The sequence below is a fragment of the Variovorax sp. P1_H2 genome (assembly GCF_056405295.1).
The window spans coordinates 53,308-69,393 of record NZ_JBFUCJ010000007.1 but is presented as its reverse complement, the minus strand read 5'-3'; the positions used below and the strand labels follow the sequence as shown (position 1 = coordinate 69,393).

Sequence of the window (16,086 nt, the reverse complement as noted above, 5' to 3'; positions counted from 1 at the left end):
CGGCATCCATCCCAAGGAGCATTTCATGTATCAGCGAATTCTTGTTCCCGTCGACGGCAGTGCGACCTCGCAGCGCGGGCTGGACGAGGCCATCGCCCTCGCGAAGATCACCCAGGGCCGGCTGCGGCTGTTCCACGTCATCGACGAACTCTCCTTCGCGCTGGCCATGGATGCCTACGCGGGTTTCGCCGGCGACTGGCTCAACGAGCTGCGCCAGGCCGGCCGCCGCCTGCTCGACGAGGGCCAGGCCGCGGCGAAGGCGGCCGGCGTCGAAGCCGACACGGTGCTGTGCGACAAGTTCTCGGGCACCGTCCATGAGCAGGTCACGGCCGAGGCCGTCCGCTGGCCCGCCGACCTGATCGTGCTGGGCACGCACGGCCGCCGCGGCGTCGGCCGCCTGGTGATGGGCAGCAGCGCCGAAAACGTGCTGCGCTATGCGACGGTGCCGGTGCTGCTGGTGCGCGCGGCGGAGGCCGCGTCGACGGCGAAGCCCGAGCCGGCACAGCAGCCGGAGAACGTGAGCCTGCCGTCGGCCGCTTTGTCCTTCGAGTAGCGCAACGCCGCCCGCGCCGCACGTCTCAACGGCTGCGGGCGAGCCACCGGGCCCGCAGCGCCACCGCGTCCAGCGTGGCTTCGGTGTCGACTTCCAGCGTGATGGCGCGCTCGTCGCCGTCCAAGGGCTGGTGGCTGGCAAGCTGACGCTCCAGCACCGCCAGATCCGCCTCCGAGGCGTCGCTGTGGCCGGCGCCGCGAGCCGCCACGCGGCGCCGTAGTTGGGCGTCGGCGGCCTGGCAATGGAGAATCGAGCAAGGCACGCGCAGTTCGGCGGCCAGCGCCCGGAAGGCCATCCGCTCGTCGCGTCGCAGAAAGGCGGCATCGACGATCACCGGATAGCCCGACTGCAGCGCCGTGCGCGCGCACGCAGCCAGCCGGTCGAAAGTGCGCCGCGTCGCCTCCGGGGTGTAGATGTCCACCGACTGCTCGGCCGATCGCTGCAGGGGCGCCAATCCGAACAGCCGCTTGCGTTCGACGTCGGATCGAATGCGGACCGCGCCGGCGAGCGCGAGCAGTTCCCCGGCGACGGTGGACTTTCCCGATCCGGACAGTCCATGCGTGATCAGCAGCCGGGGCGCCGGCGCGGCATTCGGCGCGGCGAGCGCCTCGGCACAGCCGAGATAGTCCGGCCCGGAGGGCTGCGGGCCGTCGGACACTTGCGCCCGCAGCACGCCGACCCGGGCACGGACCAGGGCCCGATACACCTCGTAGGCACGCAGCACCGCCAGGCCGGCATAGTCGCCGCCCTGCTGCAGATAGGCGTCGAGAAAGCGATACGCCAGGTCGGGGCGCCCGTGGGCCTTCAGGTCGATGGTCAGGAAGGCGACGTCGTTCATGACATCGATCCAGCGCAGCGCGGGGTCGAACTCGATGCAGTCGAAGGCGGTCAACTGGTCTTCGACGAGCACCACGTTGGCCAGGTGAAGATCGCCATGGCATTCGCGTACCGCCCGCTGGCGCTGGCGTTCGAGCCATGCGGTGCGCAGCGACTCGGAACGCTCGGCGATCCAGGCCAGCAGCGACTGGAGCCGCTCGGCGCCGCATTCCGCGGCCAGGCCCGCCAGCGCTTCGCGCATCGGGCGCACCACCTGTTCCGGCGCGCCGAACTCGGAGAACAGCGGGGCGACCTCGGCTTGCGCGTGGAATGCGGCGAGCCGGTCGGCAAAACGCGACAGCTGCGGCGCCTGCAGCTTCCCGGCCAGCAACAGGTTGCGCAGCAGGCAGTCTTCCGGAAAGCGCCGCATGCGCACGGCGTACTCGATCGGTTCGCCGCCGCCGTCGAGGCGCGGCGCATCGGGGCTGCCGCGCACCGCGACGACGTCGAGGTAGAGCGCGGGAGCGAGGCGCCGGTTGAGCCGGAGCTCCTCGTCGCAGAAATGCTTGCGCGCCGCCAGCGTGCTGAAATCGACGAAGGACAACCGCACGGGCTTCTTCAGCTTGTAGGCCAGGCGCTCGGTCAGCAGCACCCAGGAGATGTGGGTCTCGACCAGCGAGACCGGCTGGCCGGTCTCGGCCTGCAGTTGTTCGCGCAGCGCCGTCACGAGGGAGCGGCCTGCCGTGAGCGCATCGGGAGTTTCAGGCTTCATGTCGGCGACGAGCGTACGGGGCTGGTGTCGGGCATCGATCGGAGTCGTCCCTTTTTACCGGCCGCAGAGACGAATTCCTTGCGCTGGCGCAAACCCGTCCCTGCCGGCGCGGAAGATGCTTCAAGGGCTCGTTCACTCGGGAGAGTTTCCATGAAAGCCAGGATTGTGCTCGCCCTGCTGGCGATGGCCCTGAACACGGCGGCACTCTCCGCCGACTACACCGCACCCGGCCAGTTGAGCCCGGCATCGACGCCGAGCCAGAAGGCGAAGGACGCCGCCAGCAAGGCGGCGCGCGAAGCCCAGATCGCAGGGCAGAAGGCGGCCGACGCAGCCAAGGCGGCCCTCGATCAAAGCAGCGCGAGCGCCGGCAAGATCTCCAAGGCCCTGGCCGAAGCGATCCGGCAAGCGGCCCGGAAGGCAGCCGATGCGGCGCGCCGCTTCGAGGCAAAGGCATCGGCCTCGGCCGACATGGCGCTCGACCTCGGCAAGGATGCGGCACGCGCGACCCAGGACGAAAGCAGGAAGGCGGTCGCAGCGACCAAGGAGGCGCTCGAGAAGGCCGAGGAGGCCGCCCGGCGGGCGGCGGCGGCGAGCCGGGAAGAAGCGGAGCAGGCCGCGCGGGCCACCCGCGAGGCGCTGCAACGGGCCGAGGATGCGACGCGCAGCGCCGCGCTGGCCGCCAAGGACGCCGCCTCGCGAGCGCTCGAGGCCGCCAGGTCGTCCAGGCCTTAGGGTGAACGAGATCCCTAGACCCGGCGCACGCACTTGTCGTAGAGGTGCGGCGCGCGGCCGCCCGGGTCGTAGCGGGCCTTCAGGGCCTCGTAGGCGGCCATTCCGTAGGCCGCGTCGAACGCCTCCCGCGTGAAGAAGCAATCCGAGTAGAGCGACTTGATGCCCCCCAGCCGCTGCACCTCGTGCTCGACCCGCCGATTGAAGTGGCCGGCCTCGTGTGGCACTTCGGCCAGGATCACGTCCCAGAAGCCGAAGTTCACGTAGAGCGTGCCGCGCTCGAGCGGGTACAGCGTGAAGTCGAGCTGCGGCTCGGGCGCGCGGACCGGGCAGATCCAGATCGGCAGGATGCCGATGTCGCGCAGCAGGAAATCCAGGAACTCGCCGGCGCGCGCGATCGGCAGGTCGACGTCCTGGATCACCGACTCGGGATACCTGCCTCGCAGCCGCGAGAGCTTCGCGCTCAGGCCCCAGCGGGCGTTCCATCGCATCAGCGCCGCGTAGGTGCGCGAGTTCAGGCGGGAACGGCCGTACAGGCGGCGCAGCAAGGGATTCTGGGCACCGAAGTTCCGCGAACACCAGAACCAGTCGGTGTCCCAGCGCCACAGGTAGTCGATCGTGCGCAGGTCGTCGACCGGCGTCTCGCGCAGCGAGCGATAGTAGATCCGCTCGAAGCCGTAGTCGCTCGGCGACTCGGCCTGGCCGACAAAACGCGCCACGTTGAGCACCAGGGAATCGCTGCCGAACACCACGCCGTCGATGAAATCGGCGGCGCCGCCGCAGAGCTCCGCCAGTTCCGCGAAAAAGGCGTCGGGCCGCGTGAACTGCAGGTGCCGGACCTGCACCCAGGGCTTCACCGGCAGCGTCCTCAGCACCAGCCGCAGCGCGTAGCCGAGCGAGCCATAGGAATTCGGGAAGCCGAGAAACAGGTCGCGATGCGCGTTGTCCGGCGTGCAGGCGACGATCCGCCCGTCCGGCAGCAGCACGTCGAACTCGACCAGCGTGTGGTGCACCAGGCCGTGCCGGAACGAGGTGGCCTCGATGCCGACGCCGGCCACCGCGCCGCCGACCGTGATCGTCTTGAGCTGCGGCACCACGGCCGGCATCACGCCGTGCGGCAGCGTCTCCCGGACCAGCGCCTCATAGCTGGTCAGGCCCTCGACCTCCACCGTGGAAGCCGCCGTGTCGACGCCGAGGACGTGGTCGAACTCGCCGAGGTCCAGGCGCCGCTTGGCGATCCGCTGGCGGTCGCGGAACAGGTTCGAGCTGCGCTTGGCCAGGCCGAGCGGCGCGTCCTGCTGCGCCGCCGCGCTCGCCTCGAAGGCGGCGAGCAGCCGGCGCCGGCGGGCGGCATGCGCGTCGGCATCAGTCGGCATACAGGTGGGCGCGGGTCATCGGGTAGCTGTCGCGCGTGATGTTGCCCTTGCTGAAGACGATCTGGAACAGGTGCGTGTAGCCGGCCGGCGAGCGGAACATCTCGGCGCAGCCGGTCAGGTAGGTGCGCCAGATGCGTCGGAAGCGCTCGTCGAAACGGGTCGGGTCGAGCACCCGGATGGCCTCCCAGCGCGACTCGAAGCGGGCCGCCCATGCCTCCAGCGTCGGCGCATAGTGGCGCCGCAGGTTCTCGACATCGACCACCTCCAGGCCGCTGCGCTCCATGCAGACGATGACGTCGGCAAGGCTCGGGATCCATCCCCCCGGGAACACATGCTTGCGGATGAAGAGCTCGGTCTCGTAGCGGCCCACGTGGCCGATGAAATGGAGCACGCCGAGCCCGCCGGGTTTCAGGAAGTCCGCATGCGCCTGGATCACTTCGCCGAGCTGGTCACGCCCCGCATGCTCGAGGACCCCGATCGAGACCACCTTGTCGTAGGGGGCGTCGACATCGCGGAAATCGGCCTCGCGCACGCGCAGGCGCCCGGCCATCCCGCGGCGCTCGATCTCGTCGCGCACCCATTCGACCTGTTCGGTCGTGATGTTCACGCCGGTGCCCGACGCGCCGCGGGTTTCCGCAGCGCGGAACATGAAGCCGCCGAAGCCGCAGCCGATGTCGACGAAGCGTTCGCCCGGCGCCAGCCTGATCTTGCGGCAGACGTGGTCGATCTTGTTGCGCTGCGCCTGCTCCAGGCTGTGCGTGTCGGCGTCCCAGTAGCCGCAGGTGTACATCATCAGCGGCTCGTCGAGCCATTGGCGATAGAAGTCGGTGCCCAGGCCGTAGTGGAAGCGGGCATTCGCCTTGGCCGTGGCCGGATCCCGGTTCGAGTGCCTCAGCTCGTGCAATCCGTTCTCGATGTTGTTGAGCGCGCCGGGCTGCTGGTCGAAGCCGGAGGCCATGCCGGTGGCCAGCGCCGCGGCGAAGTCGCCGTCGACGTCGACCTCCTGGTCGAAGTACGCCTCCATCAGGCCGATATGGCCGCGTGTGGCGATGCCGAACAGGGCCGCATCGGTGTGGATGCACAGCGTGAACGCGGGGGCGTCCGCACCCACGGCCACCCGCGTGCCGTCCGGCAGCTGTACCGCGAAGGAAGCGCCGGAGCGTGTGCTGATGCCTTCGAGCATGCCGCGCAGCGGAAGTGAAAGCACCATCGATGGCTCCTTCGCCGTGTTCGGGCGGCACAACGGTCCCTGAGCGAATTGCGCCCCATCGTAGTCAATGAACCCGGGCCATGGTTGACATGGATCAAGCATCGCGAACTAGGAAATGAAGCCCCCCCGAAGCGCCTGCGGCGCCTCCGAGTCGCTGCCAGAGGCAGCGGCTCTTCGGTTCCGTCCAAGCCTGCGCAGGCAGGCTTGGAGCCGCGGACCTCAGCCCCTCAAGGGGGCGATACCGGCGGCCCGGCAAAGCCGGTTCCGCGGTATCCCTGGTATCGGACCGCGCCGGTTTCATGCGTCGTGGGTCGCGCCAGGCGCGGCGGAGCCACTGCGATGGAGGAATGGGCGCGCCGGGGCTCCGGGGGAGCTGCATTGATTCAGCGCAAGACAGCGTCGGCAGGATGCCTCTAAATTGAAGCTTGGCCCACGATGCGGAGATGGCAATGAGCAAGGTTCTGGTGGTCTTCTACTCCTACACAGGCACCTGCAAGCGCGCGGCGCAACTGCTGAGCAGCCAGCAGGGCTGGCCGATGGCCGAGATCGTGGAGGTCCGGCCGCGCAGCGGCGTGACCGGCACCTTGCGCTGCGTCCTCGAGTCCCTGTTCCGGCTGCAGCCGGCCATCCGCTATGACGGACCGATGCCGAGGGATTTCGACGCGGTGGTCCTGATATCGCCCATCTGGGCGCTGCGACTGGCGGGCCCGATGCGCAGCTTCGTGGCACGGCGGCGCGACCACCTGCCCGATGTCGCCATGGTGTCCGTCATGGGCGGCAGCGGGGCGCCCGAAGCCGCTGCCGAGGTCACCCGCCTGATCGGGCGCCCTCCGATCCTGGCGACCGCAATCACGATGCGCGAAGTCGACGACGGCAGCTGCGCGGCGCGGCTGCAGGCCTTCGGGACGGCGGTCGCCAGCGCGGAGGACTCGAAAGCCGTGGTTCGCCCGGTCACGCTGTCGCCGCAGGCGGTTTGACGTGAGGATGCCGCGGCCGCAAGGGCGGCAGCTGCGCGCCGCCTTCGTCACCATTCGAGCGCTGGCCGCTCTCGGGGTGGTCGGGCTGGTCGGCGCCTGCGCGTCCGTGCCCGAGCAGCCTGCCGCCCCGGCCCCTGTCGCCGAGCGCGCCGCGCCGGCCATGCCGGCGCCGCCGGGCGCGCCCGCCTTCTCCTCGCTGGTCGCCAGCCGCAGTGCCAGCGTGGTCGACATCAGTACCTTGCGGATCGGCCGCGACGAACGGGCCGAGGGCCTGGAGCTGGAGTTCGCGCCCGAGAACGATTTTGCGGACAGGCTGGCCTGGCCGCTGCCGGCCGACGTCCGGATCAGCCAGATCCGCGACCTGGCGTCCGGCGTGGTCCTCGGCAGCAATGGCCTGATCCTCACCAGCGCCCACGTGCTCGCCGGCATCGACGAAGCGCAGGTCCGCCTGGGCGACGGCCGCCGCTTCCCCGGGCGGGTGGTCGGCATCGACCGGCGCACCGACGTCGGCTTGCTGAAGATCGATGCCACCGGTCTCGCCATCGCGCCCATCGGCGACTCCTCGCAGTTGGCGCCGGGCGACTGGGTCGCGGCGATCGGGGCCCCGTTCGGATTCCATGGCAGCGTCACCGCGGGCGTGGTGAGCGCGGTCGACCGCTATATCGGAGGCGCCGGGGAAGTCCCCTTCATCCAGACCGACGTGGCGATCAATCCCGGCAGTTCGGGCAGTCCCCTGTTCAACAGCCGCGGCGAGGTGGTCGCGATCAACTCGATGATCTACAGCGGCACCGGCGGCTACATGGGCCTGTCCTTTGCCGTGCCGATCAACCTGGCGATGAAGGTGGCGGCCCAGCTGAAGGCATCGGGGCGGGTACGCCGCGCCCACCTCGGCGCCGAATTCCAGGAAATGACGCCCCCGCTGGCCCAGTCCTTCGCCCTCAAGGAGTCCACCGGCGCCCTCGTGGTGCGGGTGGACCCCGAGGGCCCTGCGCATGCAGCGGGACTGCTTCGGGGCGACATCGTCACCGCGTTCAACGGCGTTCCGATCTCGCACTTCACGGAACTGCTGCGGCAGGTCTCCAACAGCCCGGCCGGGCGCCGAAGCCCGGTGGAGCTGTGGCGGCACGGAACCCAGCGGACGCTCTGGGTGACGCTGTCGGAAGACGCCGGGCCACGGGCCGTCCCGCGGGCCAATCCGAGCTCCGAATGGGGCGACGGCCTCGGCTTGAAGCTCGGCGAGCTCTCGCCAACGCAGAAGCTCCAGTTCGGCAGCGACGGTGGCCTGGTGGTCCGCGACGCCGCCGGACCGGCGCGCACCGAGGGCGTTCGCACGGGCGACATCGTCGTCGCCGTGAACGACAGCCGGCTCGACCGCGTCGAGGACTTCAGGCGCAAGCTCGCCGGGATCCCGCCGGGGCGGATGGTGGCGCTGCTGGTGATGCGCGATCGGCGCCTGGCCTATGTGCCGGTCGTCAATGCGCCATGAGGACGGGAACTTTCATGCCCGCGAGGATCTCGCGCGTGACGCCGCCCAGAACCAATTCCAGCATGCGGGTGTGCCCGTAGCCGCCCATCACCAGCAGGTCGCTGTCCATCCGGGCGGCACTGTCCAGCAAGGCCTGCGCGAAGTCCGTGCTGACGACCTGCCGTTCGGCCTTCGCATGGATGCCGTGGCGTTGCAGCCATTCGAGCGTCTGCGGAATCAGCAGCCGGCCTTCGTCCAGGGTCTCGCCGGCCCGCTGCAGCGAAATCAGCGACACGGATGACGCCGGGGCGATCAGCGGCAGCGCGTCGCGCAAGGCCATCGCCGCTTCCCGCGAGCCGTCCCAACCGACCAGCACCTTGTTGCCAGGCTGCCGTACCGATCCGGCGCGAGGCACCACCAGGACGGGCCGGCCGACGTGCAGCATGACCTGCTCGGCCAGCTTGCGGGCGGTCATGTCGTCGGTCTCATCGTCGTCCTGCCCCACGATGACCAGGTCGCTGGCACGGCCATGCCGGATGACGGCGTCGACCGAGGGTTCGTCCACCACGCGAACCTCGCTGGAGAGCGGCCCGGGTCCGCGCAACTGGTCCCTGAACACGTGGGCGACGGCCTCCGCGCGAACGCGCAGGTAGTCGGCGGACGCGGCGGCCAAGCTGGCGTCGCCCTTCGACATCGCATCGGCAGGAATGCGGCCGTCGTACAGGCCGGTGGGGATGAGCCCGACCAGGTGGCTGCCATGGACCCTCGCGAGCGAAGCGGCGAGTCCGACGCGCGACGCGCACTCGGCCGAATGGTCCAGGTGCGCCAGGATGGTCCCGAGGTTCATGGTGGGTCTTTCGTCTTCGATGGAGACGGGCCGATGTTCACGCGACGGCCATGCGCCTCCCTTGACGCCGATCAAGGCCGCGCCCGGACGCTGGGCCAGACTCCATGACCGAGCCAGGAGATCCTGCTGCAACAGGCGGGGCCGCTGCGATCCATCACCGAAAGGAATGCCATGAAATCCGATGCCATGCTGCGAAGCGACATTGTCGCCGAGCTGAATTTCGACCCCGCGATCACCGCCACCGACGTCGGGGTCATCGTCCGGGATGGCGTGGTGACGCTGACCGGACACCCCTCGAGCCACGCCGAGAAACACGCCATCGAGCGCGCCGCGCAGCGCGTCAAGGGCGTCAAGGCCCTGGCCGTCGAGATGGCGGTCAAGCTGCCCGCCGGCAGCGAACGCACCGACGCCGACATCGCCAGGGCGGCCGAGAACGCGCTCGAGTGGAATGTGCTGGTGCCCGACGACGCCATCCATCCGATGGTCGAGAACGGCTGGATCACGCTCAACGGGCATGTCGAATGGGAATACCAGCGCCGGGCGGCCGAGGTCGCGGTGCGCAACCTGCTGGGCGTCAAGGGCGTCACCGACCTGGTCGAGGTGAAAGCCCGCTTCAGCCCGGCCGACGTCGAGCGCAAAATCCGGGAGGCCCTGCAGCGGCAGGCCGACCGGGATGMGCTGCATATCGAGGTGCTGGTCGAAGGCGCCCAGGTCACGCTGCGCGGACATGTCCGCTCCTGGGCCGAGCGCCGCGCCGCGCAGGGTGCCGCCTGGTCGGCGCCCGGCGTCGGGAGCGTCGTCAACAACCTGCTGGTCGAGGAATGACCCCATGAAACATCTCACTGCGGCCGACCGCGAAGCCCTGGCCCTTCAACTCGGCGTCCTGAAGCGCCAGGTTCTCGACGAACTGCACGACGCCGCACCGCACCCGGCTGGCGACGCGCGCGCCGGCGAGCACGACGTCCATAGCCATGCCGACGATGCCGAGATCGAACAGCTCGACGACGTGCGCTTCGCCCAGATCGAGGTCGACCGCACCCGGCTGAGGGAGATCGAACAGGCGCAGCAGCGGATGGCCGAAGGCCGGTACGGGATCTGCATCGACTGCGGCGAGGAGATCCCGCGCGAACGGCTGCTGGCCCAGGCCATGGCCATTCGCTGCGCCGCCTGCCAGGACATCGTCGAGAGTCGACGGCAGCGCTGAAGAGTCCCGCACCGACCATGCCGCCACTCGCAGGAGCCGTCCCATGATGTCGCCTCTCAAATCCCTCCTCGTCCACCTGGACGGCACGGCACGCGCAGAAACACGGCTGCGGCTCGCGCTGCAGCTGGCGGCCGACTGCGATGCGCGGGTGAGCGCGTTGTTCGCCGTCGCACCACTCTACCCGCCGGTGCTGCCCATGCCGGGCGGCGCTGCCCTGCCGCTGGCGGGCAAGATCGATCTCGACCACCGGATCAAGGCCATGGGCGCCTTCGAGCGGGCACGCGGCAGCAGCAAACAGGCCTGCGAGTGGCTGGAGCTCGCCGGCGAGCCGGTGACCGCGACCTTCGCGCGCCGGGCGCTGAGCGCCGATCTGCTGTTCCTCGGCCAGCGCGACCCCGGCGATGCGCAGGGCTTCGACGTCCCGGCGGATTTCGTCGAGTCGGTGCTGATCGACGGCGGACGCCCGGCCATCGTGATCCCCTATGCCGGCGCGGCGACCATCGCGCCCAAGACCGTCCTGGTCGCCTGGAAGTCGACTCGCGAGGCCGCCCATGCGGTCACGGCGGCGCTGCATTTCCTGCGCGGCGCCAAGCAGGTGCACCTGGTCGACCGCGACGACGACGAAACCCAGGCGGCGCCGGTGCAGGTCCGGGAATACCTCCGGCGGCACGGTATCGCGCAGGTGCACGAGCAGGCCCGGCTGTCCGAACGCCATGCCGGCGAGGACCTGCTCTCCATGGCGGCCGATTGCGGCGCCGAGATGATCGTGATGGGCTGCTACGGACACAGCCGGGCCCGCGAACTGGTGCTCGGCGGCGCCACCCGGACCCTCCTGCAGTCGATGACGGTGCCCGTTCTGATGGCGCATTGACCGGCCGCGATCGGGGGTCGCCGCTCTTCTCATCCGGGCCGGATGCGCGGACACTTGCGCCCGATGACGTCCGACCCGCCACCCATGCCCACCTCCTCCCCTCCCGTGGCCGCGCTGCCGGCCGGCATCGACGAGCGCGACGTGTTCCGCTCGCTGTTCCTGGCCTATCCCGACTCGCTGCTGGTGGTCGACGCCAGCGGCACGATCGTGATGGGCAATCCGCCGGCGGCCCGGCTGCTGGGCTACACGGTCGAAGAGCTGATCGGCAGTCCCGTCGATGCGCTGGTCCCCGATGCGATCCGGCCCCGTCATGCGCAGTTTCGCGAAAGCTACGGGCGCGCCCCCCGGGCCCGCCCGATGGGAACGCACACGGAACTGGTGGCGCGCCGCAAGGACGGCAGCGAGGTGATGGTCGAGATCGCCCTCAGCCCCCTGCAGGCGCTGGGGCTGCCGCTCGTCATCGCCGCGATCCGCGACATCGGCGCCTACCCGCGGGTGCAGCAAGCCCTGCAGCGGGGGCGCTACAACGCCCATCTGGCGGAGTTCGGCCGCCTGGTGGTCGATGCCCGCGATCCGCACACCCTGCTGGGCCACGTCCCGGTCATCGCGGCGGAGGCCCTGGAGGTGGATGTCGCGATGGTCTTCCTGCTCGACAAGGACCGCCAGGGGCTGCGCGTGGCGAGCGGCGTCGGCGCGGTGCCGGGCGAGGAGATCGGCACGGTCCTGCCCTATCGCCCGGACGCCACGCCAGGCCTGGTGCTGTCCCAGGAGCGGCCGCTGCGGGTGGAGGACTATGGCCAGGAGGACCGTTTCGTCGTTCCCCCGGCCTACCTGGAGGCCGGCCTGACCAGCGGCCTGGCGGTGCCGATATCGGACCGGGGCAACACCATCGGGGCCTTGTCGGTGGGGTCCAGGGCCCGGCGAGACTTCGGCGACGACGAGACGCGCTTCCTGCTGGCACTCGCGAGCCTGCTGGGCGCCAGCCTCCAGCGGGTCGAGTCGGAGGATGCGCTCAAGCACGCGCAGCGGCTGGAAAGCGTCGGCCAGCTGACCGGCGGCATCGCCCACGACTTCAACAACCTGCTGACGATCATCCAGGGCAACCTGCAAGTGCTGCAGGAATACCCGCCGATCGCCGGCGACAGCCATGCACAGCAACTCGTCGGCGCCGCCATGCGGGCCACGCAGCGCAGCGCCGACCTCACGGGCAAGCTGCTGGCATTCTCGCGCCGCCAGGTGCTGCTGCCCAGCCCGGTGAACATCGAACTCACCCTCAAGGCGCTGGCCGACATGCTGCGTCGGACGCTCGACCAGCACATCCACATCGAGGTCGACGCGCACGCGCCTTGCCCGCCGGTTCGGGTCGACCCGGTCCAGCTGGAGTCGGCCCTGCTCAACATCGCCATCAACGCCCGGGATGCGATGCCGGCCGGCGGCGTGCTGCGCTTCGGGTCCCGGGTCTGTTCCGCCTTGCCGCCCGGCTTGCACGTCGACGCCGAACCGGACGGTCCGCGGGGGCCACGGTACGTGGCGATTTCGATTTCCGACACCGGAACAGGCATGTCGCCCGACGTGAAGGAGCGGGCGCTCGAGCCCTTCTTCACGACCAAGGAAGCCGGGCGCGGAACGGGACTCGGTTTGAGCACCGTCTATGGATTCGTGAGCCAGTCGCGCGGCGCCGTGACGATCGACAGCGAACTCGGCTCGGGCACCACCGTGACGCTGTACATACCGCAGTCCCTCGCGGGCGAGCAGGGCGCCAGCAGCGAGGAAGGCGCCGCCAAGCCCATTCCGCCGGGACTCAAGGTGCTGCTGGTGGAAGACGACATCGACCTGCGCAGCGTCGTCGCCACCTTCCTGCACGCGATGGGCCTCCAGGTGTCGATGGCGGCCAACGCCGAACAGGCGCTGCTGATGCTGGACACCGAGCCGCCCTTCGACCTGCTGCTGACCGACATCGCGCTGGGCCCGGGCCTGCGCGGCACCGAACTCGCAGCCCGGACCCAGCAGCGCTTCCCATCGATGCCGGTCCTCCTGATGTCGGGCTTCTCGCCCGAGCTGCTGGGTGCCGACCGCGATTCGCCGCTGCGCTGGGAGTTGCTGCGCAAGCCCTGCACGCGGCAGGACCTGGCGAACGCCATTGCCAAGGTCCTGGCGGCTTCCCCGCGCACGGAATGACGCCTGGCAAGGCCGCCGTCGAGCGCGCTTGATCGGGGTCAAGGCCGGCGCCAGGGCCTGCGATAGGCTGGGCTGTCCACGTGCAACCTACCGCCCATGCAGCCCCGCCCGCCCGCCCACGCTGCCAGTTCGAAGCCCATCGATGCGTCCTGGCCCACCGATGCCGCCACGCTCGTCGAGCGAGCCCGGCAGCTCGAGCATGCCCGTGACGGCGATCCGCTGCGATCGGCGTTGCGCGGCAAGATCCTGGCCCTGCTGTGCGAGCGCGTCGACGACGACGCCGCGCAGCTGTTCCGACGTGCGGTGACAGAACTGGGCGGCCGCATCGCCCATGTCCGGCCCAAGCTCGACGACCGGAGCAGCGCCCAGGACATCCGGCACACGGCCCATGTGCTGGGCCGGCTCTACGATGCGATCGAATGCCATGGGATGGACCCCCGCCTGGTGGCGCAGATCCGGTCCGGTTCGGGGATCCCGGTCTATGGCGGGATCGCCTTGAGCAGCCATCCAAGCGCCAGGCTGGCTGCGCGGCTGGACCGCCAATCGCCACTCGCGGACCGGCGCTGCCGGATCGTCCAGGCCATCCTGCTCGGCGGCGCCGGCTGACACCGACCGTTGCCGATTGATGGACCGGACCGGCGCGACTACGATGCGCGGGTGAGCACCTCCATCCATCTCGCAGTCCTGGACGACGAACCGGACATCACCCAGCTGCTGGCCAACTACCTCGCCGGCCATGGCTTTCGGGTCAGCCAGCTGCATTCCGGCAAGGCGCTGATCGAACTCATGGCGCGCGATGCGCCGGCGCTGGTGCTGCTCGACCTGGGGCTGCCCGGGGAAGACGGCTTCGCGATCGCGCGCCAGCTGCGGGAACACTGGTCTTGCGGGCTGGTCATCGTGACCGGACGCGGCGATGCCGTCGACAAGGTGGTCGGACTCGAGGTGGGTGCCGACGACTACGTCACCAAGCCCTTCGACCTGCGCGAACTGGTGGCCCGCATCAAGGCGGTGCTTCGCCGCCTGGCCTCGCCCGCGCCCGCCGCGCCCCAGGCCGCGACGGCCGTTGCGGCGGGGCCCGCGACGCGGCTGCGCTTCGACCGTTGGGAGCTCGACACCGCCGCGCGACGCCTGATCGATTCGCGCAACAACGAAGTGGCCCTCACGAGCGGCGAATTCGAACTGCTGTCCACGCTGGCCAATCACCCGGGCCGGGTCCTGTCGCGCGACTTCCTGCTCGAACACACGCGGGGCCGCGAAGGCGGTCCCTTCGACCGCACGATCGATGTCCAGGTCGGGCGCCTGCGGCGCAAGATCGAACTCGACCCCGAGAATCCCCAGATCATCAAGTCGGTCCGGGGCGCGGGCTACATCCTCGTGCCCAGGGTCGAGGCGGCCTGAACCGCCGCGCCCCCTGGCCCCGCCCAGTGAAAGGCGGCGGCCGCCGGTGCCACGCTGCCCTGGATGAAGGCCGTGAGCGCTTCCACCTGCGGGATGTGGATGTCGCGCCGGCCCTTCTCGGTGAAGCGGATCACGTCGCCGCGCGCCAGCCGCGACAACGCCCGGCTCACCGTTTCCAGCGTCATGCCGAGGTAGTTGCCGATTTCCGCCCGCGTCATGCGCAGCGTGATCTGGTCGGTGCGAAGGCCGCGCTGGGCGAGCGCATCGGCCCAGTAGCGCAGGAAGCCGGCGACGCGGGCGTCGGCGGGCAGCGTGCACAGCGCCAGCATGGAGTCGTGATCGCGCGTCAGTTCGCGGCTCATGGCCTCGTGCAGCAGGGTCAGCAGCGCCGGCGCGCGGACGGCCGCCTGGATCAGGGCGTCGTAGCGGATGGCCCAGATCTCTCCGGTGTCCATCGCGACGGCATCGCAGTTGTACTGTCCCGCCGCAATGCCGTCCAGGCCGAGCCAGTCACCCTTGAAGTACAGCCCGACCACCTGTTCGCGCCCTTCGCCGGACAGGTTGACCAGCTTGAAGTAGCCCGAATTGACGATGTAGAGGCTGCCGAACTCCTGGCCCATCTGGTACACCGAGTCGCCCGCATGGACCACTCGCCGATGAATCGGGAAGCTGTCCTCGAGCAATTGCAGCATGTCGGCGATGCGCCGAACGGCAGACCCCGTGCACCTGGATACGCTGGCTTCAATCATTTTCTGGCTCCTTGCAGATCGATGGGCACAGCTTAGGAATCGCGTGCAACAGGCGCATCAATGCGATGACGGCCTCGGTAACAGTGCGTCAACCTTCGGTGTCGGTTCGGTATCAGCCGCCGATCCGCGCGACCGCTCGACGGATTTGATGGGGGTCAAGATCTGTTTTTCCGCAGGCCCTACCTTCACGGGTGTGAGCACCACCCCTTCCATCCCCTTTCACCGGCTCTGGTGGAACGAGCCGCTGGATGCGGCTCGCGTTCTCGCCGTCTTCGCCACCGCCAGGCGCCTGCGGGCGGATGGCCGCAACGGCGCCCTCAGCAAGTCGCTGCGCGGCAGGAACCTGGCATTGCTGCTCGGCGCGCCTGCGGGGCGGAAGGCGTCGACCCTCCATCGCGCGGCCCTGGACCTCGGGGCCCGGGTGGCCGAGATCCGGTTCGTCGAACCCGAGGCCGGGACGCCGCACGACATCGGGACGCTGGCGCGCCTGCTGGGACGCATGTACGACGCCATCGACTGCGGCGCGCTCGCGCCCGCCACGGTCGACCGGATCGAACAGGAAGCGGGCGTCCCGGTCTATGCCGGGCTGGGCCTCGACGAGCATCCGGCCAGGATGCTGGCGGACCTGATGACGCTGTGCGACTACCGATCGCCGCCGCCACCGGAGCCGACGATCCTGTTCCGTGGCGAGCCGCAGACGGGCCGCGACCGCGCCTTCCTGTCGGCGGCCCAGGACATGGGCTTCGCGGTCCGGGTGGCCGGCAATCCGGACGCGGCACCGGAAGCGGGGGCCCTCGCCGTCGATGCCACGCATCCTCCTCACTGGTCCCTGCAGGGGCCGGACGGCCCCATCGACGAGGCTCGGCGGGCGGAGAACCACCGCTGCCTGCTGCAGGCCGTGCTGCTGGACACCATGGGCGGTGCCTGATGTCGGCCGGGCG

At 70.0% G+C, this 16,086-nt stretch carries 16 protein-coding genes; 11 read left to right on the top strand and 5 right to left on the bottom strand.

Features of this window, described 5'->3' with window-relative positions:
* The first annotated feature begins 25 nt into the window (after positions 1-25).
* Positions 26-553: a universal stress protein gene (locus tag AC1D2E_RS04605; RefSeq protein ID WP_478196318.1), complete on the top strand. Its 528-nt coding sequence runs from the start codon at positions 26-28 to the stop codon at positions 551-553.
* Positions 554-578: 25 nt separating this feature from the next.
* On the opposite strand, the gene AC1D2E_RS04600 is transcribed toward AC1D2E_RS04605, so the two are convergent.
* Positions 579-2,141: a bifunctional aminoglycoside phosphotransferase/ATP-binding protein gene (locus tag AC1D2E_RS04600; protein WP_478196317.1), complete on the bottom strand. Its 1,563-nt coding sequence runs from the start codon at positions 2,139-2,141 to the stop codon at positions 579-581.
* A 150-nt stretch (positions 2,142-2,291) separates the two neighbouring features.
* On the opposite strand from AC1D2E_RS04600, the gene AC1D2E_RS04595 reads away from it, so the two are divergent.
* Positions 2,292-2,873 carry a hypothetical protein gene (locus tag AC1D2E_RS04595; RefSeq protein WP_478196316.1) on the top strand — a complete coding sequence of 194 codons (582 nt, stop codon included), beginning with the start codon at positions 2,292-2,294 and terminating at the stop codon, positions 2,871-2,873.
* 14 nt (positions 2,874-2,887) lie between these two features.
* Here the strand turns inward: AC1D2E_RS04595 and AC1D2E_RS04590 are convergent, their stop codons facing one another.
* Positions 2,888-4,246: an FAD-binding oxidoreductase gene (locus tag AC1D2E_RS04590; RefSeq protein ID WP_478196315.1), complete on the bottom strand. Its 1,359-nt coding sequence runs from the start codon at positions 4,244-4,246 to the stop codon at positions 2,888-2,890.
* A complete protein-coding gene (locus AC1D2E_RS04585; RefSeq protein ID WP_478196314.1) occupies positions 4,236-5,456 on the bottom strand; it encodes a class I SAM-dependent methyltransferase in 1,221 nt (406 codons plus the stop codon). The genes AC1D2E_RS04590 and AC1D2E_RS04585 overlap by 11 nt, the downstream gene beginning before the upstream one ends.
* A 449-nt stretch (positions 5,457-5,905) precedes the next feature.
* Between AC1D2E_RS04585 and AC1D2E_RS04580 the strand changes: the two genes are divergently transcribed.
* Together AC1D2E_RS04580 and AC1D2E_RS04575 are read left to right on the top strand one after the other, a co-directional pair.
* A complete protein-coding gene (locus AC1D2E_RS04580; RefSeq protein WP_478196313.1) occupies positions 5,906-6,433 on the top strand; it encodes a flavodoxin family protein in 528 nt (175 codons plus the stop codon).
* 7 nt (positions 6,434-6,440) lie between these two features.
* Positions 6,441-7,919, top strand: a complete 1,479-nt coding sequence (locus AC1D2E_RS04575) for a trypsin-like peptidase domain-containing protein (RefSeq protein WP_478196312.1) — start codon at positions 6,441-6,443, stop codon at positions 7,917-7,919.
* Here AC1D2E_RS04575 and AC1D2E_RS04570 read toward each other — a convergent pair.
* Complete coding sequence (locus AC1D2E_RS04570; protein ID WP_478196311.1) at positions 7,906-8,745, bottom strand: universal stress protein; 840 nt, start codon at positions 8,743-8,745, stop codon at positions 7,906-7,908. The two genes, AC1D2E_RS04575 and AC1D2E_RS04570, sit on opposite strands and share 14 nt — an antisense overlap.
* A gap of 171 nt (positions 8,746-8,916) precedes the next feature.
* Here AC1D2E_RS04570 and AC1D2E_RS04565 point away from each other — a divergent pair, with 171 nt between their 5' ends.
* The 6 genes from AC1D2E_RS04565 to AC1D2E_RS04540 all read left to right on the top strand — a co-directional run bounded on the left by AC1D2E_RS04565 (position 8,917) and on the right by AC1D2E_RS04540 (position 14,396).
* Entirely contained in the window at positions 8,917-9,570 is a 654-nt protein-coding gene (locus AC1D2E_RS04565; RefSeq protein WP_478196310.1) for a BON domain-containing protein, read from the top strand.
* Between the two features lie 4 nt (positions 9,571-9,574).
* The gene (locus tag AC1D2E_RS04560; protein ID WP_478196309.1) at positions 9,575-9,949 is read left to right on the top strand and encodes a TraR/DksA family transcriptional regulator; all 375 of its coding nucleotides are present in this window, start codon (positions 9,575-9,577) and stop codon (positions 9,947-9,949) included.
* Between the two features lie 43 nt (positions 9,950-9,992).
* Positions 9,993-10,820 (top strand): universal stress protein, encoded by an 828-nt coding sequence (locus AC1D2E_RS04555; protein ID WP_478196308.1) that lies wholly within the window; start codon positions 9,993-9,995, stop codon positions 10,818-10,820.
* An 84-nt stretch (positions 10,821-10,904) separates the two neighbouring features.
* Positions 10,905-12,998 carry a PAS domain S-box protein gene (locus AC1D2E_RS04550; protein ID WP_478196307.1) on the top strand — a complete coding sequence of 698 codons (2,094 nt, stop codon included), beginning with the start codon at positions 10,905-10,907 and terminating at the stop codon, positions 12,996-12,998.
* 96 nt (positions 12,999-13,094) lie between these two features.
* Entirely contained in the window at positions 13,095-13,604 is a 510-nt protein-coding gene (locus AC1D2E_RS04545) for a Rossmann-fold NAD(P)-binding domain-containing protein (protein WP_478196306.1), read from the top strand.
* 51 nt (positions 13,605-13,655) lie between these two features.
* Positions 13,656-14,396: a response regulator gene (locus AC1D2E_RS04540; RefSeq protein WP_478176057.1), complete on the top strand. Its 741-nt coding sequence runs from the start codon at positions 13,656-13,658 to the stop codon at positions 14,394-14,396.
* On the opposite strand, the gene AC1D2E_RS04535 is transcribed toward AC1D2E_RS04540, so the two are convergent.
* Complete coding sequence (locus AC1D2E_RS04535; RefSeq protein WP_478196305.1) at positions 14,363-15,145, bottom strand: Crp/Fnr family transcriptional regulator; 783 nt, start codon at positions 15,143-15,145, stop codon at positions 14,363-14,365. The two genes, AC1D2E_RS04540 and AC1D2E_RS04535, sit on opposite strands and share 34 nt — an antisense overlap.
* A gap of 193 nt (positions 15,146-15,338) precedes the next feature.
* Here AC1D2E_RS04535 and AC1D2E_RS04530 point away from each other — a divergent pair, with 193 nt between their 5' ends.
* On the top strand, positions 15,339-16,073 hold the full coding sequence (locus AC1D2E_RS04530) for a Rossmann-fold NAD(P)-binding domain-containing protein (protein ID WP_478196304.1): 735 nt from the start codon (positions 15,339-15,341) through the stop codon (positions 16,071-16,073).
* Positions 16,074-16,086 lie beyond the last annotated feature (13 nt).

Excerpts from the sequence above, each read along its gene's own strand:
- AC1D2E_RS04605 (WP_478196318.1), top strand. The coding sequence starts at position 26 with ATGTATCAGCGAATTCTTGTTCCCGTCGACGGCAGTGCGACCTCGCAG.
- AC1D2E_RS04600 (WP_478196317.1), bottom strand. The coding sequence starts at position 2,141 with ATGAAGCCTGAAACTCCCGATGCGCTCACGGCAGGCCGCTCCCTCGTG.
- AC1D2E_RS04595 (WP_478196316.1), top strand. The coding sequence starts at position 2,292 with ATGAAAGCCAGGATTGTGCTCGCCCTGCTGGCGATGGCCCTGAACACG.
- AC1D2E_RS04590 (WP_478196315.1), bottom strand. The coding sequence starts at position 4,246 with ATGCCGACTGATGCCGACGCGCATGCCGCCCGCCGGCGCCGGCTGCTC.
- AC1D2E_RS04585 (WP_478196314.1), bottom strand. The coding sequence starts at position 5,456 with ATGGTGCTTTCACTTCCGCTGCGCGGCATGCTCGAAGGCATCAGCACA.
- AC1D2E_RS04580 (WP_478196313.1), top strand. The coding sequence starts at position 5,906 with ATGAGCAAGGTTCTGGTGGTCTTCTACTCCTACACAGGCACCTGCAAG.
- AC1D2E_RS04575 (WP_478196312.1), top strand. The coding sequence starts at position 6,441 with ATGCCGCGGCCGCAAGGGCGGCAGCTGCGCGCCGCCTTCGTCACCATT.
- AC1D2E_RS04570 (WP_478196311.1), bottom strand. The coding sequence starts at position 8,745 with ATGAACCTCGGGACCATCCTGGCGCACCTGGACCATTCGGCCGAGTGC.
- AC1D2E_RS04560 (WP_478196309.1), top strand. The coding sequence starts at position 9,575 with ATGAAACATCTCACTGCGGCCGACCGCGAAGCCCTGGCCCTTCAACTC.
- AC1D2E_RS04555 (WP_478196308.1), top strand. The coding sequence starts at position 9,993 with ATGATGTCGCCTCTCAAATCCCTCCTCGTCCACCTGGACGGCACGGCA.
- AC1D2E_RS04550 (WP_478196307.1), top strand. The coding sequence starts at position 10,905 with ATGCCCACCTCCTCCCCTCCCGTGGCCGCGCTGCCGGCCGGCATCGAC.
- AC1D2E_RS04545 (WP_478196306.1), top strand. The coding sequence starts at position 13,095 with ATGCAGCCCCGCCCGCCCGCCCACGCTGCCAGTTCGAAGCCCATCGAT.
- AC1D2E_RS04535 (WP_478196305.1), bottom strand. The coding sequence starts at position 15,145 with ATGATTGAAGCCAGCGTATCCAGGTGCACGGGGTCTGCCGTTCGGCGC.